This window comes from Paucidesulfovibrio gracilis DSM 16080 (genome assembly GCF_900167125.1).
Taxonomy (GTDB): Bacteria; Desulfobacterota; Desulfovibrionia; order Desulfovibrionales; family Desulfovibrionaceae; genus Paucidesulfovibrio; species Paucidesulfovibrio gracilis.
The window spans coordinates 267527-291423 of record NZ_FUYC01000001.1 but is presented as its reverse complement, the minus strand read 5'-3'; the positions used below and the strand labels follow the sequence as shown (position 1 = coordinate 291423).

Here is a 23897-nt window from a genome sequence, read left to right as displayed (position 1 = left end):
AGTGGGACTCGCAAGTGCCGGGCCAAAAGGCTCAGGCGTCGGCATAGAGCTTCATCTCTTCCTTCAGCTCTTCCATACGTTCTTTTTGGTCGGGCGTGCGTGCCAGGCCTTCGGCTCGTTTGCCGTGAAATTTTGCCTGCCCAATGTCGTGGCCGTACAGGGCGGAATAGGCCAGATGCAGATGTGCGGCAAAGAGGTCGCCCGATTCACCGAGCAGCCGACCGAGGTGATAGTGTACCTCGGCATCGCGTGGGACTTCCTTGAGCACAAGGCGCATGGTCTTGATGGCCTGGGGAAATTGTTTCTTTTCACCCAGCAGGCGGGCGTTGTAGAACAGGGTCAGGGCGTCCGTGGGGTCGCGCACAAGCGCTTTTTTCAGCAATGGCTCGGCCTTGTCGAACTGGCCGGAGCGGAAAAAGAACCCGCCGGCCTCCCGCAGTACGAGCGGATCGTTGCCGCCGCACTCCAGGGCGCGTTCAAAGGCGTGTGTTGCCTCGGCCTGTTTGTTTACGCGGGCCAGGACCATGCCGTGGGACATGTAATCCAGGCAGGTGAAATCCCCCGGCGCCATGCTGTTGAAATGGGCGAGACTGGCCGTGGGGTCCGAGAGATTGCCGCGGATTACGGCCTGCACCCGCAAAAAACGCGAGTTGTCCGCACGCTGGGCCAAGGCCTTGGGGGGCAGTTCCTTGGTGCGCAACCGCAGATACGCCATGCGTTCGGACATGGCCGGGTGAGTGGAGAGATACGAAGGCAGGGATTTGTTTCCGGTCATGCCCCATCGTTTGTCCAGCATGATTTGAAATGTTTCGGCCAAAGCCTGTGGCCGGTAGCCCGCGTCTACCAGGTAGGTCAGGCCCACGTGGTCGGCCTCCACCTCGTTGGCCTTGGTATAGACCAGAAACGCTGTGGCCGCGCCTGCCTGGGAGGTCATCATCAGCGCCTGACCCAGGTTGCGGTTGTTCTCCCCGCCCGTGGCACCGAGGAACGCCCCGGCAATAAGCCCGACATAGGATCCGATGCTGGCAAGTTCCATGTCTTCCATGCGCTTGGCCACGTGCCGCTGCGAAACATGGCCCATTTCGTGGCAGATAACCGCAGCGAGCTGGTCCTCGGTCTTGAGGTTCAGCATCAGGCCCGTGAGCACATAGACATAGCCACCCGGAACGGCAAAGGCGTTCATGGAGCCGTTGCGGATCACGGTGGAGGTCACGCGGTAGGGCTGGGGCGGCATGGCATCCACGACCCGTTGCACCACGTCTTCCACATAGCCTGTGATCATGGGATCTTCGACCAAAGGCATGGATTTGACGATTTGTTGGTGAAACTCCCGGCCCATTTCCGCTTCGTCCGCAACGGTCACCTCCGTGAAAAGAGCCATGGCCGGAGTGGCCAGGCCGAGTACGAGTGCCAGGAAGGCTGCGGTCAGGGTCAGGTGTCTGGTCATGGGACTGTGCATCCGATAGCTCTCCTTGCTTAGGAAGGTAGTGCTTGAACGGGCCGAGGTCAATGCAGGGAACGAAACATGGTGAAGACCAAAAAAAAGGGAACGCACGCGGCGTTCCCGGATAAAAGTCGTGGAGCGTGGAACGTCCGCGCTTATTTGTTCATCATGTCCAAAAATTCCCGGTTGTCCTTGGTGCCTTTCATGCGGTCCACGATGAATTCCATGGAGTCAATGGAGTTCATGGGCGCCAGAAGCTTACGCAGGATCCAGACACGGTTGAGCACGTCGTCAGCCAGGAGCAACTCTTCCTTGCGCGTGCCGGAGCGGTTCAGGTCAATGGCCGGGAACACGCGTTTTTCCGCCAGGTGGCGATCCAGATACAGGTCCAGGTTGCCGGTTCCCTTGAATTCTTCGAAAATGACCTCGTCCATGCGGGAGCCGGTGTCGATGAGGGCGGTGGCGATGATGGTCAGGCTACCGCCTTCCTCCACGTTGCGCGCCGCGCCGAAGAAGCGTTTGGGCCGCTGCATGGCGTTGGCGTCCAGGCCGCCCGAAAGCACGCGCCCGGAGGAGGGCGTCACAGCATTATAGGCCCGGCCCAGGCGAGTGATGGAATCCAGCAAAATGACCACGTCCCGCTTGCGCTCCACCAGACGTTTGGCTTTTTCGATCACCATTTCGGCAACCTGCACATGGCGCTGGGGCGGCTCGTCAAAGGTGGAGCTGACCACCTCGGCGTTTACCGTACGCTCCATGTCCGTGACTTCCTCGGGCCGCTCGTCGATAAGCAGTACAATGAGGTAGACGTCGGGGTTGTTGGCGTTGATGGAGTTGGCAATGGACTGGAGCATCATGGTTTTGCCCGTGCGGGGCGGGGCCACGATCAGGCCGCGTTGCCCCTTGCCGATGGGCGAGAGCAGATCAATGATGCGCGAGGTGAAGTTTTTGTTCCCGTTTTCCATGCGCAGCATTTCCTGCGGATAGAGCGGGGTAAGGTTGTCGAAGAGCACGAGGTTCTTCGATTTCTCCGGCGGATGCATGCCGATTTCGCTGACGCGGAGCAGAGCGAAATAGCGCTCACCTTCTTTTGGTGGCCGGATTTGCCCTGAGACCACGTCACCTTTACGAAGGCCGAAGCGACGGATCTGGGAGGGGGAAATGTAGATGTCGTCCGGACCCGGCATGTAGCTGTACATGGGGGAACGCAGAAAGCCGAAGCCGTCCGGCAGAACCTCAAGAACGCCTTCGCCGAAGATCTGCCCGTTGCGCGCGGCGCATTGTTGCAGAATACCGAAGATCAGCTCTTGCTTGCGCATGCCGGAGGGATTTTCCACCTGGAAGCTGATGGCGATATCCATCAGTTCCTTCATGCTTTTCTGCTTGAGGTCCGTTAGATTGATTTTTTCGGGTTGGTGATTTTTTTCTCGGCCCATAGGTTTGGTGGGGTTAGGGTTTGCCTGAGCGGAGTTGCCGGGGGTTCAGCCCTGGTAAAGGGACGAACGGATCGGGCAACGCCCTGGGGCGCGTTTATGTAGTATCCCCGCCAAGGGGAGACATGCGTTGACGGGCTGCGTCTGCATAGGGGCAATTTCGAACGGTACGCGTCGCAGGCACGGCGACGATGTCGTTCGGCATCATTTACATCGGATGGATGGCTAGGTTACTGGTTTTCCCCGCATGGGGTCGGAATGTCGATTGAAGCGTTCCAAACGAACTACCCGAAAGGCTGTCCGTTGACAAGACCCACTACTCGCTTTTCTCGACATTTTCCGTATCAGCGATGACGTCCGCGAACATTTCTTCGATTTCCTCGCGGATTTCCTCCTGGTCGCGGCTGAGGGCAAAGGCCAGCTCCATGGATACGAGGCTCATGGCTTGCTCCAGCAGCCGCCGTTCACCAAAGGAAAGTTCCTTGTCATTGCCGATGAGGAAAAGTTCTTTGAGAACATAGGCCACATCACCCAGGTCGCCGGATTTGAGCTTTTCGGAATACTCGCGATATCGTCGGTTCCAGTTCTGACCGGTATAGCCGGTGAAGTCGGAACGATCCTTGAGGGATTCGAAAATTTCCATGCCGGTTTTCATGTTGCAGACCGATCGCAGTCCGACATTGGTGGCGTTGGTGACCGGGACCATGAGCGTGACGTTGTTGCTGAGGATACGGACAATGTAGAATTCAGCGGTGGCACCGCCGATTTCCTGACTTTCAATCCGCTCCACCCTGCCCACGCCCTGGGAAGGGTAGACAACCAGTTCGTTAATGTGGAACACGAGATTCGACTCCTTGGAACCGTGCAGAAACGTAGCGACAGCGTTTAATATACGCTAAAATGGACGTGGAGTCCATGCCTCTGACCGGACCTGAAATATGTGTTGTGCCGTAATCGGCCCTGCCGTGGTGGCGCGTTTGCCGTATCCCGGATGCATATTGGTTGGTTCATCCGTGGGAACGCGGCAATGCGGTTTCTTCCTTCTCCGGAGAGCTGTCCGCGTCGGTGGCATTGTCCGAAACCGCGGGGTTCGGCGCTGCCGTGGCGAGGGAATGCAGGTATTGCACGGCAAATCGAGAACCTTTGCGTGAAAAAAGATCCAACCCCTTGGCCACATGGCCCACCACGGTGTCCACGACTTCCATGTCCGCCGTGGAGAAGTCCTCCAGAACCCAGTCGCGGACCTGCCAGGATTCCGCGGGACGGCCGATACCCAGGCGCACGCGCCAATAGCCCGCTCCCCCCAGGTGTTCGACAATGGATTCCAGCCCCCGATGCCCGTTGGTGCTCCCCCCCTGGCGCAATTTGATCCGGCCCAGGGGCAGATCCAGCTCGTCATGCAGCACGATGATCTGGTCCTGGGTCAGAGCGTGGCGACCGGCCACCTTGCTCACGGCGCGGCCGCTTCGGTTCATGTAGGCCAGCGGCTTGAGCAACAGATGGGGAGCGCCCGCCAGGTGCAGGGACCAAAGCTGCATTTCCGGGGTGTTTTCGAGCTGTTGCAAACGCATGCTTTTGCGCTCATTGCCCAGTTGCAGCAGGTGATCCGCCACCATGAAGCCGAAGTTGTGGCGGTTGGCCGCATATTCCGGCCCGGGGTTGCCCAGGCAGGCGATAAGGGCTTTGTAGTCCATTCCGGCTGTTTCCTTCTTCTCGATGGTTGGTTGGCGGTGCTTTGACTGGAGCGTGGGCCGTTCTGTGCTCTGTGCATGGAGGCCGGGCCGTTGCCGCAGGCGGACGGGAGGGAATTCCCCAATCCTGTTCTGGGCATGATACCTATTTTTTCGGCTGACGGCAAAGTGTGGGACCACGGCCCGCGTCGGCGAGGGACAATACGGCAAAAGACCCCGGACGGAGATTCCGTCCGGGGCCGGAAAACGCGATGCAGTGGACGCTACTCGGCAGCCTCTTCTTCGCCGGCTTCCTCGATGTCCTCTTCTTCTTCGTCGTCCAGGGACGTTTCAGTGATCGGGGTCACACCCACCACTGCGAAGTTTTCTTCGTACAGGGCGGTCACGCCGTCGGGCAGGGTGATGTCCTCGATGTGGACGTTGTCGTTCACATCCAGTTCGCTGACTTCGATCTCGATGTGTTCGGGGATGTCCAGGGGTTTGCAGATGATCTCCAGCTGGTCGCGGAAGATGTCGAGCTTGCCGCCCTGCTTGAGACCCTTGGGGGTACCGGTGGTAACCACGTTGACGAAGACCTTGAGATCCTTATCCAGGTCAACGCCGAAAAAGTCCACATGGGTGAGCACCGGGCGGACCGGGTCGTGCTTCAGGCGCCAGACCAGGGAGGGGAAGGTCTCTTTATTGCCGTTGCGGTCGATTTCCAGGTGGAAGACCTGGGTTCCGCCGACCTTCTCATACACTTTGCGCAGCGGCACCTCGGCCACCTGCACCATGATGTTGGTGCCGTGCTGATCGTAGTAGACGCCGGGAACGATGCCCTGGGCGCGCAGACGGCGGTTCGGGCCTTTGCCCGTGGCGGTGCGTTCAGCAACGGTGAGAGTGGAAACTGCTTTTTTAGCCATGTGGTTTCTCCTTTCGTGGTCCCGGCCGCCACCCATTGACGGACGGACCGAGTTGATATGCACGGATTGTTCGGCAATCCGTTTCGCCTGGCGGCGCAGCCTCCGCCGACACTGCGTGGCGGGAGGCCCGGGCGGGGTTTTGCGCCCGTGAGAAGTATTAGACGAAAAGGACGCTGACGGAACTTTCCGTATGTACGTTGTTGATGGCCTTGGCCAGGAGGCTGGCCACGGAGACCACCTGGATCTTGGAGCAGGAGCGGGCCTCCTCGCGCAGGGGAATGGTGTCCGTGACAAATACCTTGGTGAACACGGATTCTTCCAGACGCTGGATGGCCGGGCCGGAAAGCACGGGGTGCGTGGCGCAGGCCATGACTTCCTTGGCTCCGTTTTCCAGCAGCACATTCGCTCCGGCGCACATGGTGCCTGCGGTGTCGATCATGTCGTCGATGATGATGGCGACCTTGTCCTTGACGTCGCCAATGACATGCATGGCCTGGGCCTGGTTGGGCTTGTCGCGGCGTTTGTCAATGATGGCCAGCCCGGCTCCCAGGTGCTTGGCAAAGGCTCGGGCGCGTTCCACGCCGCCAGCATCCGGGGAAATGATGACCAAGTCCTCCTCGTATTTCTTGAGGTGGTCGAGCAGCGCGGGAGCGGCGTAAAGGTTGTCCACGGGACAGTTGAAGAAGCCCTGAATCTGTCCGGCGTGCAGGTCGATGGTGACGATGCGGTTCATGCCCGCAGTGGTCAGGCAGTCGGCCACGAGCTTGGCTGTGATGGGCGCGCGTGGAGCCACTTTGCGGTCCTGCCTGGCATAGCCGTAGTAGGGCACGACAGCGGTGACGCGGTTGGCGCTGGCCCGTTTGAGCGCATCAAGCATGATGCACAGTTCCATGAGGTGGAAGTTGACGGGCGTACAAGTGGGCTGAATAATGAACACGTCATCGCCCCGTACGTTGTCGCCGATTTCAATCCGGATTTCGCCGTCGCTGAACTGCTCGCGCAGCATGGGACAAAGGCGGGTGCCGAGATGTTCACAAATGTCTTCGGCCAGCTTGGTGTTTGCCGAGCCGGAAATGATCTTGAGTTCGCCCTGCATCGGGGACATGACTTCCACCCCTGTGGATAGTGTGGGTGACCTGGCGCGTTGTACGCGTTCGGTCGGATGAAAGAAGAATGGCTGGGGTGGTAGGACTTGAACCCACGAGTGACGGGACCAAAACCCGCTGCCTTACCAACTTGGCTACACCCCAGCATCAAAAGACTGCGTATGGCAGGGAACATCCTTTCGGCGAAGCCGTGCGGCCGCGTTCCGGGCCTGCGTATGATCCCGAAACAGAGCGAAAATACCGGCTCCGCTCCCGCTCATGGCCGCGCCCGAGGCACCGGCGGAGAGCAGACATTCCTTGATTTCCCGCAGTCGGGGAAATGCTGCGAACACGACCTGTTCAAAGTCGTTGTGCAACAACAAACCCGATTCGGGAGCGGACTTTTTAGTACCCAATGGAACACTTGTCAAGACTGTGGGGGCAGGGTTTTTACGATCCCATTCCGAATATGCCCAGGCCGTGTTGACGTGGACGGGCGGGCAGGCCAGAACCAATGTGAATCCGGATAGATCCGGGCTGGCCGGACAAAGTTTTTCGCCAATGCCTGTGGCGTGGGCCGCAGGTGCGTCCAGCAGAAAGAGCGGAACATCCGCCCCCAGGGAGGCGCCCAGGGCAATGAGCCGGGATTGCTCCAGTCCACGGTCCCCGGCGAGGCGGTTCAACTCGCGCAGGACCACGCCCGCGTCCGCGCTCCCGCCGCCCAGTCCCATGCCCTGGGGGATGCGTTTGGTTACGCGGATGTGCAGGTCCGGGCGAAATCCCGTGAGACTGCCCAGTTTTTCCCAGGCTTTATAAATGATGTTATTTTCCGGGACCAGTCCGGGAATGGGGCAGTCCAACACCAGCCCCTGACCTGGATTGGCCGGGACTATGTGAATGGTGTCCGCGGGAGCGCGGAGCTTGAGAAAAAGGGTGTCCAGTTCATGAAACCCGTCCTCGCGCACCCCGGTGATGAACAGGTTCAGATTGATCTTGGCCGGGGCCGTGCGTTGGATTTCATGTGCGGGCATGGTGTTGAAAGACCGGGAGGCCGCAGCCCCCCGGTCGATGAATTGTTGTTATTTCATGACCGGAAGGGTCACGAAGAAGTTTCGGGTTCCACGGCGTACCAGCAGCAGGGCCGGGCGGTTGCCCGAGTCCTCGGCGGACTCCACAAAGTCCTTCACCGTGTCCACACGGGTCTGGTTCACTTCCAGGATGACGTCCCCTCGGGAGAGTCCCTGACCCGAGGCAGCGGATCCGGGCTGGACATTGGTGACCAGCAGCCCTCTGGTTTCGGTCAGTCCCATGCGTTCGGCCTCGCCTTTTTTCAGGGGACGCAGGAAGATGCCGAACTGCGAGGCAGGTTCCACCTTGCCTTCCCGTTCCTGCGGCTGGGCCTGGGCCATGTTGCGGGAGCGCTCTTCCAGCGTGACCGTGACTTCGGTGCGTTCGCCCTTGCGCAGCAAGCCGATTTCCGCCTCATCACCGGGCATCATGCCGCCGATGAGCCGGGCCAGGGCATGCATGTCCTTGACCGGTTCGTCGTTCACGGAAACAATCACGTCCCCGGCGCGGATACCGGCTTTGTCCGCGGGGTTGCCCGCGAACACGTCGGCCACGAGTACGCCTTCGGGCGTGTCCAGGCCGAGCGCCTGGGCCATGTCCTCGTCAATGTCCTGCATCTGAATGCCGAGCCAGCCCCGGTGCACGGTCTCCCCGAGCTTGAGCTGTTCGATAACCCGTTGGGCCATGTTGCTGGGAATGGCAAACCCCAGTCCCTGGCCCGAAGGAATAATGGCCGTGTTGATGCCCACGACGCGACCGTGCAGGTCGATGAGCGGACCGCCGGAGTTGCCGGGGTTGATGCTCGCGTCGGTCTGGATGAAGTTGTCAAAGGGACCGGCACCGATGATGCGGCCCGTGGCCGAGATGATTCCAGCCGTGACCGTGTTGCTCAGGCCGAAGGGGTTGCCGATGGCCAGTACCCATTCACCCACGCGGGCCTTGTCGGAATCCGCAAATTCGAGCACGTCCAGGCTCTCGGCCTCGATTTTCACTAAGGCGAGGTCGGTTTCCGGGTCGGTTCCCACCACCTCGGCGTCGTATTCGTCCCCGTTTTGCAGGCGGACGGAAATGGTGTCCGCGCCCTGGACCACATGGTTGTTGGTCACGATGAAACCGTCCGGAGTGATCACAAAACCGGAACCCAGGGAGCTTTGTTCCCGAGGTTGCTGGCGAAACGGGGCAGGCAGTCGCGGATCATTGAAAAACTGGTCGAAAAATTCGTCCAGCGGCGAATTGCCCCGGCCAGGGCCAAAACGAAAGGCTTGGCCGCCCTGAACGGTTTTGGTGATGGAGATGTTCACCACGGCCTTGCCTGCTTGTTCGGCCAGGGTAGCGAAGTCGGGCAGACTGGCAACCTGGTCCTGATCCGAAAACAGCTTGAAACCTGCCGAGGACTGACCGGGGAGAGCCAGGACCAGCAGCAGGGCAAGCAGGGAAAGGGATTGTTTGAGGGGATGTTTGGGGTGCATGATGACTCCTTGTGTTTCCGCGTGCATGATGTTGACGAAGCGTGGCGGAACAATGACCCAGAGTATAAAACGTTTTCAGTGGATGTAAATAGCGGGGACGGGAAAAAGGCGCGATCCGCAACAATCGGGACGGTTCGGAAACGACGGTAACTGGCTGCGCCGGGAAACCATTGAACCGGCCCCTTGAATACGGACCTGGAATGCAGTAGGGTGCGTCTCCCGATTTCACCGCCCCCGTAGCTCAGTTGGATAGAGCAACTGCCTCCTAAGCAGTAGGCCGCGTGTTCGAATCGCGCCGGGGGCACCATGAATTCCAAAGGCTTGCAGCGCCGCTGCAGGCCTTTTTTTGGTTTTTAGGCAGAGAAAATGGGTCTACACCAAAAACGGGGGCAGTCACGAAAGCGAACTGTTCCGAGCATGTCCACTTACCCACACAGCGCCTTGCGCGACGGGGCGCTTTTTCGGACTTGTGCATACAGGGGATCCTGGCTGGATTTGCGGAAATTCCGAACGGCGTCAGGCGTGAGTAATGAACGGTCTTTGGGAAGGGGAGTCCGAGGGGAAAGTTCTTTCTGCAAGAAACAGGGTTGCCCCTCGGAAACAGTTTTACAAACCATAGAAAAGGCCCGCACACCATGTGCGGGCCAGGTCCGTGTCTGGGCGTCGTTCACTCGCCCGTGTCAGGAGGAGTGATGGTCGAAGTCCGTTGCGCGGTTTTCTTCCATCTACCTGAACTATTGAAAATGTTTTGTCAGCGGCCCTTGGTCCAGTCCAGCACCACCTTGCCGCTGTTGCCGGAGCGCATGACATCGAATCCGTTGGCGTAGTCATCCACGTCCAGGCGGTGGGTGATGGCCGGAGCGATGTTCAGGCCGCTTTGGATCATGGAGGCCATTTTGTACCAAGTTTCGAACATTTCCCGACCGTAGATGCCTTTGAGCCGCAACCCCTTGAAGACCACCTCGTTCCAGTCGATGGCCGTGCTTTCCGGGAGGATGCCCAGTAAGGCCACGCTGCCGCCGTGGTTCATGTTTGCCAAAAGCTGGCGGAAGGCGGAGGGATTGCCGGACATTTCCAGTCCCACGTCAAACCCTTCCACCATGCCCAGCCCGGCCATTGTGTCTGCCAGGTTTTCGCGGGTCACGTTGACGGTGTGGGAGGCGCCGAGCTTGGCGGCCAGGTCCAGGCGGTAGTCGTTGACGTCGGTGATGACAATGTGCCGCGCTCCCACGAACCGGGCCACGGCCACGGCCATCATGCCGATGGGACCGGCTCCGGTGATGAGCACGTCCTCGCCCACGAGATCAAAGGAAAGGGCCGTGTGCACGGCATTGCCCAACGGATCGAGCACCGCGCCCATCTCATCGGACACCGCGTCCGGCAGATGGAACACGTTGGAGGCCGGAACGCTGAGATAGTCGGCAAAGCAGCCGGGCCGGTTCACGCCGATGCCCACGGTGTTGCGGCACAGATGCCGTTTTCCGGCTCGGCAGTTGCGACAATGTCCGCAGGTGACGTGTCCTTCGGCGGAAACGCGATCCCCGGGTTGCAGGCCGCGGACTTCACTGCCCACAGCCACTACGCGGCCGGAAAATTCGTGGCCCACGGTCATGGGAACGGGGATGGTGGCGGCGGCCCATTCGTCCCAGTTGAAAATATGCACGTCCGTTCCGCAGATGGCGGTTTTGTCCACCTGCACGAGCACATCGTTGTGTCCGAATTCCGGTACCGGCGCTTCCTGGAGCCGGATGCCTTGTTTGGCTTCGTGTTTTACCAGCGCCCGCATGGTGCGGGGAACGTCCGAGGTGCGGCTCATGTTTCCCCCTGGATCAGGCAATAAGGTTCATTTCACGGCCCGTGGCGATGAAGGCGTCCACGGCCTGCCGGACCTGTTCCGGCGTGTGCGCCGCGCTCATTTGCGTGCGGATGCGGGCCTTGCCCTGCGGGACTACGGGATAGCTGAATCCGATGACGTAGACGCCCTTCTTGAGCAGGCTGGCAGCCATGTCCCGGGCCACACGCGCATCGCCAAGCATCACGGGGATGATGGGGTGCTCGCCCGGAACCAGATCGAACCCGGCTTCGGTCATGCCCTGGCGAAAGATGCGGCTGTTTTTCCGCAGATTATCGCGCAATTCGTCCAGTCCTTCGATCATGTCCAGGGCTTCCAGGGATGCGGCCGCAATGGACGGGCAGAGCGTGTTGGAAAACAGATAGGGCCGGGAGCGCTGCCGCAGCCATTCGATGATTTCCTTGCGTCCCGAGGTGTAGCCGCCGGATGCGCCACCCAGTGCCTTGCCAAGGGTGCCGGTAAGGATGTCGATGCGTCCCATGACGCCGCGATGCTCGTGGCTGCCGCGTCCGTGGTCCCCCATAAATCCGGTGGCGTGGGAGTCGTCCACCATGGTCAGGGCGCCGTATTGTTCGGCCAGGTCACAGAGTGTGCCGAGATCAGCCACAATGCCGTCCATGGAGAACACGCCGTCCGTGACCACGAGCACGTGGCGGCAATCGGCGGCTTCGCGGAGTTTGGCTTCCAGGTCCGCCATGTCGTTATTTTTGTACCGCAGGCGGCGGGCCTTGCAGAGCCGTACACCGTCGATGATGGAGGCGTGGTTCAATTCGTCGGAAATGATGGCGTCCTCGGGACCGAGCAGGGTTTCGAATAGTCCGCCGTTGGCGTCAAAGCAGGAACCATAGAGAATGGTGTCCTCGGTGCCGAGAAAGGAGGTCAGGCGCTCTTCCAGCCGTTTGTGCACGGATTGGGTGCCGCAGATGAATCGTACCGAAGCCATGCCATAGCCGTAGTGATCCAGGGCGTGTTTGGCCGCGTTGATCAGGCGCGGGTGGTTGGCCAGCCCGAGATAGTTGTTGGCGCAAAAGTTGAGCACTTCGCTTCCGTCGGCCAGGGTGATGCGGGCCTGCTGGGGCGAGTCGATGACCCGTTCGGCCTTGTATAGTCCCTGGGCTTGCAGTGCGGCGGTTTCTTCGGCCAGGCGTTCGGTCAGCGATGCGCGCATGTCTGTCTCCTTGGGTAGGGTGTGCTCGTTTGAGAGGGAAACCGACATTATTTTTCTTGTCAAGTAAAAATACAGTAGTTAAATTGCTCGTATCGTATCGCAGATGAAATCACCAGCTCAGCAGAACGACCGGGGAAGAGTATGGAAAAGCCGTTGAACCTTGATCATATCGACCGGGCCATTATCGAGGAACTCCAGCGTGATGGCCGCGCATCCTATAAAAGCATCGCCCGCAAGCTCGGTGTTTCGGATGGTACGGTGCGGCTGCGCACCGAACGGATGATGGACTGCGGGTACCTGCGTATATCCGCTTCCGTCAACCCGTTATATTTTGAAAACACGCTCACCGCGGTGATCGGCATCAACCTGGAAAAAAAGGTGGATCAACAGATCATGGAGTGGGTCTCGCGGTGTAGCGGGGTGCAGTCCGTGATCAATGTGACCGGCCGCTACGATCTGATGGTGGAATTGTCGGTTTCGTCGCGCTCCAAGCTGAAACGGTTTTTGGTGGACGACCTTCAGGCGCTGGGCGGGGTGGTTTCCACGGAAACCTATCTCTATCTTGAGGCCATCAATAAATGGGTGGAACACAAGGAACACTCCGGATCCTTCAAGGGATAGACGGCCGTCGAGAAGGGAAGCATCAAAGGCGGCGTATAAGCAGGCGACAGGGACGCGAAAAGCTTCCTGGCAATGCGCAGGCGTTGCGTACAAACCCGAACGGTTGGATGCAGCAACGCAGGCGCGGTTGTGTTGAAAGCGGGATGGGCGGGCCGAAAGTTTTGTTCCGCGTTTGCTCTTGACCTTCTCTCCTCTCCATGGTCACACCCGAAGGCATGAAAATGATCCGCACCACCTGTACCCGGCATTGCGGCAATGGCTGCGCCCTGCTTGTGCGCTATGACGGTGAGCGTCTGCACGTACGGGGAGATCCCGATCATCCGGCCACGCAGGGCTTGAGCTGCGCCAAAACCGTGCGGTTCGGCGAGCGTCTGCATGCCCCGGACCGGATAACCCGCCCTCTGCTGCGGCAGAACGGCGAGCTTCGGGAATGCTCCTGGGAAACCGCATTGAATGAAGCGGCCCGGCGTATCCAGGCCGTACGCCACGACCCGCGCCGGATGCTCCATATTTTTTATGTCGGTTCATACGGTGTTTTGTTCCGGGCTTCCCCCTACCTTTTCGGCAGGCTCGGGGCTTCGGCCATGTCCGGGGATTACTGTCTGGACGGCGGCATAGAGGCCCAGACCCGGGATTTTGGGGAGTGTCTGGAGCCGGAACTGGATGATCTTTCCGCCAGCCATGCCATCGTCAACTGGGGCCGCAATCTGGATGCCGAGGGCATGCTGCCCGGTCGGCACGTGCGTGCGGCCATGCGTCGCGGCGTCGAGGTGTTGGCGGTCACGCCCGGAGATCCGGGGTACACATCCTCGGCGCATCGGGTCATCACCATTCGTCCCGGCACGGACCGGTTCCTGGCCTTGGCAGTGTTGCGTATGCTGGACGAGCAGGGCGGGTTGTGTCCGGACAGCTGCCGTGCGGCTCATGGTTGGACCGAATTCAAGCGCCTGCTTCGGGAATCCTCTGTGGCCGATCTTTTGGCGGCCTGTGACGTGTCTCCGGAGGATGCCCGGGCATTGGTCCGGGCCTATGCGTCGCGCCCTTGCGCCTCCATTCTGGGACGGGGGGTACAACGCTATCGCTACGGTGGTGAGAACGTGCGGTTCATCGACGCCCTGGCCCTGCTGTCCGGCAACATGGGGGTGCGTGGCGGCGGGACGTATTTTGCTTCCGGTGAGCGGGGGCATATCGATTATTCCTGGTTTCGGCGGCCTGAACCTGCGCCGCGCAGCCTGCCCACGCATGACCTGGGCGCGGCCCTGGAGCAGGCGGACAAGGACGGCGATCCTGTGGAACTGATCTGGGTGGAAGGCACCAACGTTGTCACACAAAGCCCGGACAGTGAGCGCCTGGCCAATGCCATGCGTAAGCCGTTTGTCATTGCGGTGGAGGCGTTTCCCAATGATACGGCGGAGGTGGCCGATCTGGTGCTTCCTCCGGCATTGATGTGGGAGTGGGAGGATGTGACCCGTTGCTCGTCCCATGGGTGGATACATCATTCCGCCAAGGTGCTGGAGCCGCCCGAGGGCTGCTTGTCCAACTTTACGATTTCCCAAGAGGTGGCGGCCCGGCTGGATCCGCCGGTTCCCTTCCCGGATGCCGAAACCGTGTTGCAGGAGGCCTTGCAAGCGCCCAACGCAACCACGTCATTGGAGGAATTGCGGCGGTGTACCTATCTGCCGTCCCCACGGCGGGAGCCGCCGTTTGTCCATGGGCGGTTTCATCATGCGGACGGCAAGGCCCGTTTGCCCGTGGAGTTGCATCCGGAACCTGCTCCCGGTCCCGAGTTTCCGCTCCGCATCCTCAGTCTGGTGGACAAGGCGCACCTGCTCTCGCAGATACCCGAGGCCGAGCAACGGCGCGGGCCAAGCACCGTGTATCTTTCGCCTGACTGTCCGGAGCTGGCGCGGCTGGACCGGACAGCCCCTTTGGAGCTGGTTACCGAGTTTGGCCGCATGCCCGTGCGACTCGAGTTGTTGACGGGACTGCACCCCGAAGCCGTGTTTCTGCGGCGGGGCGGCTGGATGAAGTGCGGACGGGGAATCAACGTCCTGATCGGCCCGCATGAGGGAGATATGGCGGGCCAGTGCGCGTATTATGCTCAGTACGGCACCCTGCGGAACGCTTGATCCCAGGGGCTATTCCTCGTTCAGGTCAATGCAGAGGATGCGTGCCGTGCCGTCCGGATCCAGAAACATGCTGGAGATGGTTAGGCAGCGGCGACCCGAGGCCTGCGAGATGTATGGTTCCGTGGTGAACCGGGTCAGACCGGAACGTAGGGGCAGAAAGTATTCCTTGCAGGAGTGGTCCGCGCCGCGCCGCGCCGGTTCATAGAGCAGGCGGCGGCTTTTGCGCACCCATTCGGGACGCCGGACTGTATCCGTTGACTGTATGCCCTGGGAATCCAGCAGATAGAGGCACTCAATGCGTGCGTCGGCATCCAGGCACTGCCGCAGTCGTTCTTCGAGCTGCGTGTTTGTGGGGGCGTTGCCCTGGGCCGTGGTCGCGCCAAGGGTCGCGCTGATGCGGTCCACCAAGGCGTTGTATCCTGAAAAACGGATTTTCTCAGAATTGTAGTGCCGAATGCTCGAGGTCTTGTGCGCTTCGGCCACCTGAGCGACCGATACCTCGGAAGCGGCCCAGTCCGGGAATCCGGGAACCGGGCGGCCGAAATAAAATCCCTGAAAAACATCCACACCGCATTCCAGCAACGTCAAGGCTTCGTCCAGGCGTTCCACGCCTTCCCCCAGCACAAGGCAGCCGGTGCGTCCGGCCAGCCGGACAAAACTCTTGACCACCTCCTGCTTGTGAAAATGCCGATGAATACGGCTGATCAGGCAGCGGTCAAGCTTGACCAGGTCCGGCTTGAGCAGGTGGATGCGGTCCAGATTGGAATGGCCCGCCCCAAAGTCGTCCAGGGCCAGCACAAACCCGAGCCGTTTGTATTCGGCAACGAATTCCATGAGTGCGAGCGTGCCGCCCGCCTTGGACTCCACAATTTCCACAATGATGTTTTCCGGGGGAATGCCCGAGGCCGCCACCTGTTCTTCCAGTACCTTGGAATGGACGCTGGACGCATCAATGATGGAGGCGTCCACATTGATGGAGAGCAACAGATTCGGATCGGCCTTGTGCAGGGGGCGGAACGCTTCCAGCGCGGCCTGACGGCAGCGTCGGTCCAGCTCCAGGCGCGCTTCCTGGCTGCGGGTTTTGCCGAAGAGGTGATCCGGCGTGATCAGGGCGCCTGTTTCGGGGTCTTTCCCCCGGGCCAGCGCCTCCACGCCGAGGACCGTTCCACGCCGCAGGGAAACCAGAGGCTGGAAGTGGATTTCCAGGGGCGGGATGTGGGCGGAACGTGGGCGGTGGGCCAGGATGGAGTGGGGCATGGGAGAGGCTCCGTGGATGGAAGGGGGCCGGGGGAATCCCCCGACCTCCCTTACTGGTCGTTGGCTCAGGCCAGGATGTCCTGTTCGCCGGTGCGGATGCGCACGGCCTTGGCTACATCGAGGACGAAGAGGACGCCGTCGCCCTCTTTGCCGGTCTGGGCGGATTCGCGAATCAGGGCCAGGGCTACGTCGGCGCGATCCGCGGGCAGTCCAAGTTCGATTCGTACCTTTTTGAGCAGGTTCACTTCCATGGGCACGCCGCGATAGGTTTCGGTGAAGCCCTTTTGCCGACCGGACCCGAGGATGTTGGTCACGGAGATGGAATAGAATCCTTCGGCGTAGAGCGCCTGCTTCACCTGGGTGAGCTGCTCTGGGCGGATATAAGCGATCACGAGTTTCATGAGCTGTGTCCTCCTTGCTGGTTGGACGGGTTGTCTTTTCTGGAGCGGGCTATTCCACGGTGAAGATCTGGAAGCCGCTGTAGGCTTCGGAGCCGTGTTCGGAGATGTCCAGCCCCTTGCGTTCCTCTTCCTCGCTCACGCGCAGGCCCATGAGCTTCTTGAGTACGGTGAAGGTGATCAGACCGGTTCCAAAGGCCCAGACAAAGAACACTGCCACACCCACGACCTGGACGCCGAGCTGGGCCAGACCGCCGCCGAAGAAGAGGCCGCCGTCCGTGTTGAACAACCCACAGGCCAGGGTTCCCCAGGCACCGCACACGCCGTGCACGGAAACCGCGCCGACCGGATCGTCGATCCGCAGCACTTTGTCGATGAATTCGATGGAGAGCACCACCAGGGCGCCGGCCACCAGACCGATGAGGATCGCGGAACCGGGAAGCACCGTGGCGCAGGGAGCGGTAATGCCCACCAGACCCGCCAGGGAGCCGTTCATGGTCATGGACATGTCGGGCTTGCCGAAGCGCAGCCAGGACACAGCCAGGGCAGCCAGGGATCCGGCCGCAGCGGCCAGGGATGTGTTCATGGCGATGAGACCGATGCTCGAATCCGCCGTGGTGGTGGAGCCGGGGTTGAAGCCGAACCAGCCGAACCAGAGGATGAACACGCCAAGGGCGGCCAGGGGGATGTTGTGGCCGGGGATGGCGCGGGCCTTGCCGTCGTTGTCGTACTTACCGATGCGCGGTCCCACGACCAGGGCGCCGGCCAGGGCGAGCCAGCCGCCTACGGAGTGAACCACGGAGGAACCGGCAAAGTCGCAGAAGGCCACGGAGAAGGTGGATTCGAGCCAGCCCGCGTCACCGTAAAGGCTGCCCCAGGCCCAGTGTCCGGAAATGGGGTAGATCACGCCCGTAACCACCAGGGAGACCAGTACGTAGGTTCCGAACTTGGTGCGCTCGGCAATGCCGCCGGAAACGATGGTGGCCGCAGTGGCCGCAAACACGGACTGGAAGAACCAGAAAGTGTATGACCAGGGCAGGTCCGCATCGGCCACGCCGCTCAGTCCGAAATTGGAGAGTCCGAGCAGGCTGGAGCCGGTGCCGAACATGAGACCGAATCCGAGAAAGTAGAAGACGATCTGTCCGGCACCGAAGTCCAAAAAGTTTTTCATGATGATGTTGCCGGCGCTTTTGGCGCGCGTGAAGCCGCATTCCACGCAGGCGAACCCGGCCTGCATGAACATGACCAGGATGGCCGCGATGAGGGTCCAGAGGATGTTGGCATTGTCCTGGGTGAGCAGCTCAGGCGCGTCCTGTGCCAGGGCGAGGCCGGGGACGAGGGTCAGCGCCAGGGCCAGCATGCCCGGGAGCGCGGTGATGCGGCGCTTGCGGGAATCGGGATACTCGGTTGACATGAAAAGCTCCTTCTGTTGAAAATTGCGTTGTAGACGGATCGAGATAAGCAGTGACCGTGCCAAAGTTGGCACCTCTCTGGAATTATTGAAGAAACAGGTTTTACGTCAAGACAAAATATTTCAAAATTGTCAAATTTACGTAGAAATTTAGTCTATAAAACTTGTAAATTTACAAAAAAGTTAATTTGAACTATTTTCCTCCCAGCGTGACAATCGGGGTAGGTGCATGGAAGGTGGATACAAAAGTAGGCGGTATCGTCCTTTTTTTTGCCCTCAAAAAAGAACCGATGACAAAACGTGGGGTGTGGGGTGCGCGTGGGGTGGTTTACGTTCCCACGGACCCGTGGGATCTTGAAGGACGTGTTCTGAATATGTCGGAATGGGCGCACGGTGCTCCAGTCCGCCGAAGAAAAAAATGTTCCCACACATACTGTATGTGATGAACGAAAAAAAATGGTTGACAGCTTTAAGGAGCTTCAGTAGCCAAAAAGCATGAACTCTCACAAAGACCTCGGCGTGTTCGCCTCCTTTTATTTTTGGTATTGGTTTACCCGCGTCAGCGGTCACGGGAGAGTTGTAGCCTAACGTACAGTATCATCAGGTGAATCTCTTCAAAGGGCCGCTGGCAAAATGCCGGTGGCCCTTTGTTTGTTTCATGGTCCCGGTGCCTCGGTCCGCAACACTACGGAGCAGGATTATGCATATTGGAAAAGCCATCCGGCTGGAGCGGATCTTCAACCGCAACACCCACCGAACCATCGTGGTTCCCATGGACCATGGCGTCACGGTGGGACCCATTGAGGGCATTGAGGACATGCGCGAGGCCGTGAGCCGCGTGGTGGAAGGCGGAGCCAATGCCGTGCTGGAGCACAAGGGCAACGTGCGCTGCGGCCACCGTGCCGAAGGGCGTGATGTGGGACTGATCGTCCACTTGTCCGCCTCCACCTGTCTTTCCCCCCGGCCCAACTACAAGGGACTGGTGGCCTCGGTGGAGGATGCGGTCTGCCTGGGGGCGGATGCCGTAAGCGTGCATCTGAACCTGGGGGACGACAACGAAACCGACATGCTTCGCGATGTGGGCCGGGTGGCCACGGACGCGGCCCGCTGGGGCATGCCGCTTCTGGCCATGGTCTACGCCCGCGGACCCAAGGTGAAGGACGAGTACGATCCAGCCGTTGTGGCGCATTGCGCACGCGTGGGAACGGAACTGGGCGCGGATGTGGTCAAAGTGAATTACACCGGGGATCCCGACAGCTTCTCCCGGGTGACGGGCGCATGCTGCATCCCCGTGGTTATTGCGGGCGGTCCGAAAATGGACAGCACCGGAGAATTCTTACAGATGGTTCGTGATTCTCTGATGGCCGGCGGAGCTGGTCTTTCCGTGGGGCGCAACGTGTTCCAGCACCCCCGGGTGACCAAGCTGGTGCAGGCGTTGTCCATGGTGGTACATGAGGACATGCAGGTGGACGAGGCCGTGGCCTTGGTGGACGGAAAGTAAAGCGAGCGGGATTCATGAAACGTATCATTTTCAAGGCTGTGCCGTTTGACAAACACCTGGTGACCCTGGCGCTCGAATCGGGCGTGGACGCGGTCCTTACCGAACCGGAGCGCGTGGACGACGTGTTGTCCCTGGGCCGGGTGGAAGTCGTGTCCGAGTCGGCCATGCCGGTGGTCTCCATCACGGATAAAACCGCTGAAGAGGAGGCCGTGGACCGGATGCGCGGCGGGGAAGCCGTGGTCCTGGCCGAGGGGTGGGAAATCATCCCCCTGGAAAACATCCTGGCGCAGCAGGACGACGTGGTGGTGGAGGTCGGCTCCCTGGAGCGGGCGCGCCTGGCCGCCGGTGTTTTGGAGCGGGGCGTCGCCGGGGTGGTGGTGCTGCCCGAGGCCGCCGCGGAACTGAAGGCCATTGTTTCCGAACTCAAACTTTCGCAGGGTGTCATGGATCTTTCCACTGCGGTGGTCACCGCCATTCGTCCCGCCGGGCTGGGGCATCGCGTCTGCGTGGACACCATCTCCATGTTGCGTCGGGGCCAGGGCATGCTGGTGGGCAATTCTTCGGCCTTTACGTTTCTGGTGCATGCCGAAACCGAATCCAATCCCTATGTGGCGGCGCGTCCGTTCCGGATCAATGCTGGTGCCGTCCACGCCTACGCCCAGATGCCCGGGGACCGTACTTCGTATCTGGAAGAGCTTTGCGCCGGATCACAGGTGCTGGTGGTGGACGCCCAGGGCAACACCAATCTGAGCACGGTCGGCCGGGTCAAGGTGGAGGTGCGGCCCATGCTGCTCATCGAGGCCCGGGTGGACACGCCGGACGGACCGAAACAGGGGCAGGTGTTTTTGCAGAACGCCGAAACCATCCGCGTGGTGCGTCCGGACGGCGAACCCGTGAGCGTGGTCTCCCTGCGGGAAGGGGATGAAATTCTCTGCCGGACGGACGAGGCGGGCCGCCATTTCGGAATGCGCATTCAAGAGGACATCAAGGAAGGCTAGGCCCATGCACGGGAACAGGAAGGACACGCTGCCCGACGATACCGGGCTGACCGGAATGCGCGAACGCATCGACGCCCTGGACGAAGCCATTTTGGACCTGCTCAACCAGCGGGCGGAAGTGAGCCTGGAAGTGGGGCGGCACAAGGCCGGATCAGCTGAACCCATCTTCAAGCCACGCCGGGAAAAGGAAGTCATTACCCGGTTGCAGGTGCTCAACCCCGGTCCTCTGCCGGATCGCCACCTCTATTCCATCTATCGCGAGATCATGTCCTCGTCCCGCCGTCTGCAACGGCCCGAGCGCGTGGTCTATCTTGGTCCGGAAGGCACGTTCTCCTATTTTGCGGGCATCGAGTTCATGGGACACATGGCCGAGCTGACCCCCAAGTCGAACCTGGGGGAGGTCTTCCGCGCTGTGGCCGAAGGCGGTGCCGAGCTGGGCATCGTTCCTCTGGAAAATTCGCTCCAGGGTACCGTGGGCCAGACCGTGGACCTGTTCATGCGCTATCCCGTGTTCGTGCAGGCGGAACTCTATTCGCGCATCAGCCATGCGCTGTTGGCCGCGGTACCCGGCCTGGGCCACGTCACCCGCGTGTATTCCCATTCCAAAGCCCTGGGCCAGTGTGGGGAATGGTTGGAGGCGAACCTGCCCGAGGCGCCGCGACTGCCCATGTCCAGCACGGCCGCTGCCGCACGGCTGGCCCGGGATGCCGGGGACGGCTCCGCTGTGGTGGGGCATGTGCGTCTGGCCGAACTTTTCGGACTCAACGTCCTGGCCGAACATCTGGAGGATCTGCCCGACAACTGGACCCGTTTTCTGGTCATTGCTCCGGCTCCGGGCCAGGAAAAGGAACGGGACAAAAGCTCCATCCTTTTCACCACGCCGGACAGGCCCGGCGCACTGGGGACGGTGCTGGAGATTTTTTCCCGTCGGGGCGTGAACTTGAGCAAGCTGGAATCGCGTCCTTCCCGCGGGGAACGGTGGAAATACGTGTTCTTCGCGGATTTGGAATGCGACCTTGCCGACCCCGCGTTCAAGCCGTTGACCGACGAATTGCGAGACCATTGCCATACCCTGCGGTTCCTGGGTTCCTACCCGGCCGGACCGCATCTGGAGAATTGCTGATATGTCCACGAGTGCTGAAATGGTGACCATCACGGCTCCGGCGTCCAAGTCTCTTTCCCACCGCGCCCTGATCGCGGCCAGTCTGGCAGCCAGAAGGTGCGACCTGGAAAATGTCCTGCAAAGCGTGGACCTGGACGTGACCCGCCAATGCCTGGAAGCGGCCGGCGCAGTCATGGCGCAACAGGACGCCTTGCTGCGTGTGGACGGATTCAAGGAAGGGCCGCTGGGCGGAGGCCAGGGCGCGGATCCCTCGGGCCTGGGAAAACCCGTTGACATCTTTGTGAATGAATCGGGAACGAGCTGTCGATTGCTTACCGCTGTGCTGGCTGCCGGTCACGGCGCGTTCAAGGTGCATGGGGCGGACCGCATGCACGAACGGCCCATTGGGGAACTGACCACGGCTCTGGAACGGTTGGGCGCGAAATTTGACTGGCTCGGCAATGAGGGCTGCCCACCTTTTGTGCTGCACGCCGAGGGGCTGTCCGGCGGGCGGGTGGAAATCAGCCTGGAGGAATCCAGCCAGTATCTTTCCGGCCTGCTTCTGGCCGCGCCCCTGGCCCGTAAGCCCATGAGCATTGTTTTGACTGGCTCCAAAAGCCTTTCCTGGCCTTATGTGGCGCTGACACTTCGTGTGATGCAGGATTTCGGTATTGAATTTTCCGTGCAGACCAGGGACGACAGCGGAGAATGGAACTCCGTGCCGTGGCGCTCTCTGAAACGTGCCGAACCCGGCCGGACCCGGTTCGAAATCCAGCCCGGAGAATATGAAGGCGCTGATTACCGGGTGGAAGGGGATTGGAGCAACGGCTCATATCTGCTGGCGGCCGGTATCGTGGGTTCCCGCCCCGTGCGGGTGGAAGGCCTGCACGCGGATTCGCTTCAGGGCGATCGGGCCGTGCTGGAAATTTTAGCCCAAATGGGCGCACGGTTTGCCACGGACTACACCGGGGTGACCGCATACCCGTCCTCCCTGCGGGGCGTGGATGTGGACATGGGCCGCTGCCCGGACCTCGTACCCACGGTGGCCGTGACCGCGGCGTTTGCCCGAGGCGAGACCGTGATCCGCGGCGTGCCGCATCTGCGCCTGAAGGAGTGCGACCGGCTGGCGGCCATGCAGACGCAGCTGGCCCGGGCCGGATGTCCCGTGGAGGAGACGTCGGACGGGCTGCTTGTGCATGGTCGCGGACCCGAAGGCTTGCGGGACGGAGAATCCGTGGAACTGCAATGCTTCGGGGATCACCGCATTGCCATGAGCCTTTCCTTGCTGGCCTTTGCCGGGGTGCGTCCCGTGCTGGACGATGTGCTGTGCGTGTCCAAGTCCTATCCCGGCTTTTGGGAGGATTGGGCCAAGGTGTCACCTGCGAATCTGGAGTTACAACGGTCATGACCACGCAGGAAGAAAACGAGATCAACGCGTCGGCCTGCCTCGGGCTTGTGGGGGCGCGGGGGCGTATGGGAACGCTGCTGGCGGGCCGCGCTGTGGCGGCCGGCCGGCGGGTCGTGGGCCTGGATCTGGCTTCGGGCAGCGACCGGCTCGCCCCGGAAGAACTGCCCCGGCTTCGGGACTGCGGCGTGGTCCTGCTCTGTGTTCCCGTACCCGCGCTGGACACGGTGCTCGCGGATGTTGTGCCGCATCTGGCCGAAGACGCGATCCTGGCGGACATCTGCTCCGTGAAGGTCTTGCCCATGCGCCGCATGCGCCGGGCCTGGAAGGGTTCCGTGGTGGGCACGCATCCTTTGTTCGGGCCGGTCATCCCGGAGGGATTCGCTCCCCGTGTGGCCGTAACCCCGGGACCGGGCGCGGACCCGGCGTTGGTGAACGCACTGTTTACGGACATGGGGTTTGAACCCTTCCTGTCCACCCCCGAAGAACATGACCGCGCCGTGGCCTACGTGCAGGGGCTGAACTTTATCTCCACGGTGGCCCACCTTGCGGCCATGCGGCAGGTGTCGGGCATTGAAAAATATTTGACGCCTTCCTTTCAACGTCGGCTGGACTCGGCGCGCAAGATGCTCACCGAAGATACCGACCTGTTTGAGACCATTTCCGAATCCAATCCACACCTCCAGGAAACCGTGCGTCAGTTCACGGGCTTTCTGAACATCGCCGCGGGCGGCGACCTGGACCTCTTGTCCGAGCACGCCCGATGGTGGTGGCGTTCCGAGTCCTGATTCACGCCGGGGGCTCGCCGTCCTGCGGCAGCCCCCTCTCCGAACCATCCCATATTGCGCCGCCTCGCCGGTCAGGGGGCAGCGAAAACCAAGCGAAGCGGTAGCTGGGTCCGATAACCGGACAGCCACGCGCCAGGCGCAAGGAGGCTTTGAACAACATGGTGAACACTGTTTA

Annotated in this window: 20 protein-coding genes and 2 tRNA genes; 8 read left to right on the top strand and 14 right to left on the bottom strand. The window is 60.9% G+C overall.

Annotation, left to right across the window (positions count from 1 at the left end):
* Positions 1–31: 31 nt before the first annotated feature.
* From B5D49_RS01325 to B5D49_RS01285, 9 genes are all read right to left on the bottom strand, one after another.
* On the bottom strand, positions 32–1459 hold the full coding sequence (locus B5D49_RS01325) for a M48 family metallopeptidase (RefSeq protein WP_078715840.1): 1428 nt from the start codon (positions 1457–1459) through the stop codon (positions 32–34).
* A gap of 140 nt (positions 1460–1599) precedes the next feature.
* Positions 1600–2880, bottom strand: coding sequence for a transcription termination factor Rho (rho, locus tag B5D49_RS01320; RefSeq protein WP_078715839.1), 1281 nt, complete (start codon positions 2878–2880; stop codon positions 1600–1602).
* A gap of 313 nt (positions 2881–3193) precedes the next feature.
* A complete protein-coding gene (locus tag B5D49_RS01315; protein ID WP_078715838.1) occupies positions 3194–3718 on the bottom strand; it encodes a CarD family transcriptional regulator in 525 nt (174 codons plus the stop codon).
* Between the two features lie 166 nt (positions 3719–3884).
* Positions 3885–4571, bottom strand: coding sequence for an aminoacyl-tRNA hydrolase (pth, locus tag B5D49_RS01310; protein WP_078715837.1), 687 nt, complete (start codon positions 4569–4571; stop codon positions 3885–3887).
* Positions 4572–4831: 260 nt separating this feature from the next.
* Entirely contained in the window at positions 4832–5470 is a 639-nt protein-coding gene (locus B5D49_RS01305) for a 50S ribosomal protein L25 (protein ID WP_078715836.1), read from the bottom strand.
* A 157-nt stretch (positions 5471–5627) separates the two neighbouring features.
* The gene (locus tag B5D49_RS01300) at positions 5628–6566 is read right to left on the bottom strand and encodes a ribose-phosphate diphosphokinase (protein WP_078716035.1); all 939 of its coding nucleotides are present in this window, start codon (positions 6564–6566) and stop codon (positions 5628–5630) included.
* 78 nt (positions 6567–6644) lie between these two features.
* Positions 6645–6720 (bottom strand) — tRNA-Gln (locus B5D49_RS01295).
* Positions 6711–7586 carry a 4-(cytidine 5'-diphospho)-2-C-methyl-D-erythritol kinase gene (gene ispE / locus B5D49_RS01290; protein ID WP_078715835.1) on the bottom strand — a complete coding sequence of 292 codons (876 nt, stop codon included), beginning with the start codon at positions 7584–7586 and terminating at the stop codon, positions 6711–6713. The genes B5D49_RS01295 and ispE overlap by 10 nt, the downstream gene beginning before the upstream one ends.
* 48 nt (positions 7587–7634) lie before the next feature.
* A complete protein-coding gene (locus tag B5D49_RS01285; protein ID WP_078715834.1) occupies positions 7635–9092 on the bottom strand; it encodes a DegQ family serine endoprotease in 1458 nt (485 codons plus the stop codon).
* Positions 9093–9322: 230 nt separating this feature from the next.
* Between B5D49_RS01285 and B5D49_RS01280 the strand changes: the two genes are divergently transcribed.
* Positions 9323–9399: transfer RNA gene (locus B5D49_RS01280), tRNA-Arg, on the top strand.
* 444 nt (positions 9400–9843) lie between these two features.
* Here B5D49_RS01280 and tdh read toward each other — a convergent pair.
* Both tdh and B5D49_RS01270 read right to left on the bottom strand, forming a co-directional pair.
* On the bottom strand, positions 9844–10908 hold the full coding sequence (gene tdh, locus B5D49_RS01275) for an L-threonine 3-dehydrogenase (RefSeq protein ID WP_234990588.1): 1065 nt from the start codon (positions 10906–10908) through the stop codon (positions 9844–9846).
* 13 nt (positions 10909–10921) lie between these two features.
* The gene (locus B5D49_RS01270) at positions 10922–12112 is read right to left on the bottom strand and encodes a glycine C-acetyltransferase (protein WP_078715833.1); all 1191 of its coding nucleotides are present in this window, start codon (positions 12110–12112) and stop codon (positions 10922–10924) included.
* A gap of 141 nt (positions 12113–12253) precedes the next feature.
* Here B5D49_RS01270 and B5D49_RS01265 point away from each other — a divergent pair, with 141 nt between their 5' ends.
* A complete protein-coding gene (locus B5D49_RS01265; RefSeq protein ID WP_078715832.1) occupies positions 12254–12733 on the top strand; it encodes an Lrp/AsnC family transcriptional regulator in 480 nt (159 codons plus the stop codon).
* A gap of 221 nt (positions 12734–12954) precedes the next feature.
* Entirely contained in the window at positions 12955–14862 is a 1908-nt protein-coding gene (locus B5D49_RS01260; protein ID WP_159447097.1) for a molybdopterin-dependent oxidoreductase, read from the top strand.
* A 9-nt stretch (positions 14863–14871) separates the two neighbouring features.
* Here the strand turns inward: B5D49_RS01260 and B5D49_RS01255 are convergent, their stop codons facing one another.
* The 3 genes from B5D49_RS01255 to B5D49_RS01245 all read right to left on the bottom strand — a co-directional run bounded on the left by B5D49_RS01255 (position 14872) and on the right by B5D49_RS01245 (position 17877).
* Positions 14872–16119, bottom strand: coding sequence for an EAL domain-containing protein (locus B5D49_RS01255; protein WP_078715830.1), 1248 nt, complete (start codon positions 16117–16119; stop codon positions 14872–14874).
* 65 nt (positions 16120–16184) lie between these two features.
* Positions 16185–16520, bottom strand: a complete 336-nt coding sequence (locus B5D49_RS01250) for a P-II family nitrogen regulator (protein ID WP_078715829.1) — start codon at positions 16518–16520, stop codon at positions 16185–16187.
* 49 nt (positions 16521–16569) lie between these two features.
* The gene (locus tag B5D49_RS01245; RefSeq protein WP_234990603.1) at positions 16570–17877 is read right to left on the bottom strand and encodes an ammonium transporter; all 1308 of its coding nucleotides are present in this window, start codon (positions 17875–17877) and stop codon (positions 16570–16572) included.
* Positions 17878–18628: 751 nt separating this feature from the next.
* On the opposite strand from B5D49_RS01245, the gene B5D49_RS01240 reads away from it, so the two are divergent.
* From B5D49_RS01240 to B5D49_RS01220, 5 genes are read left to right on the top strand one after another with little or no spacing between them, the layout of a single operon-like run.
* Positions 18629–19429, top strand: coding sequence for a 2-amino-3,7-dideoxy-D-threo-hept-6-ulosonate synthase (locus B5D49_RS01240; protein ID WP_078715827.1), 801 nt, complete (start codon positions 18629–18631; stop codon positions 19427–19429).
* Positions 19430–19443: 14 nt separating this feature from the next.
* Positions 19444–20427, top strand: a complete 984-nt coding sequence (locus B5D49_RS01235) for a 3-dehydroquinate synthase II family protein (RefSeq protein WP_078715826.1) — start codon at positions 19444–19446, stop codon at positions 20425–20427.
* A 4-nt stretch (positions 20428–20431) separates the two neighbouring features.
* On the top strand, positions 20432–21550 hold the full coding sequence (gene pheA, locus B5D49_RS01230; protein WP_078715825.1) for a prephenate dehydratase: 1119 nt from the start codon (positions 20432–20434) through the stop codon (positions 21548–21550).
* A gap of 1 nt (position 21551) precedes the next feature.
* Positions 21552–22937, top strand: coding sequence for a 3-phosphoshikimate 1-carboxyvinyltransferase (locus tag B5D49_RS01225; RefSeq protein ID WP_078715824.1), 1386 nt, complete (start codon positions 21552–21554; stop codon positions 22935–22937).
* Entirely contained in the window at positions 22934–23722 is a 789-nt protein-coding gene (locus tag B5D49_RS01220; protein ID WP_078715823.1) for a prephenate dehydrogenase/arogenate dehydrogenase family protein, read from the top strand. Before B5D49_RS01225 ends, B5D49_RS01220 begins: the two co-directional genes overlap by 4 nt.
* Positions 23723–23897 lie beyond the last annotated feature (175 nt).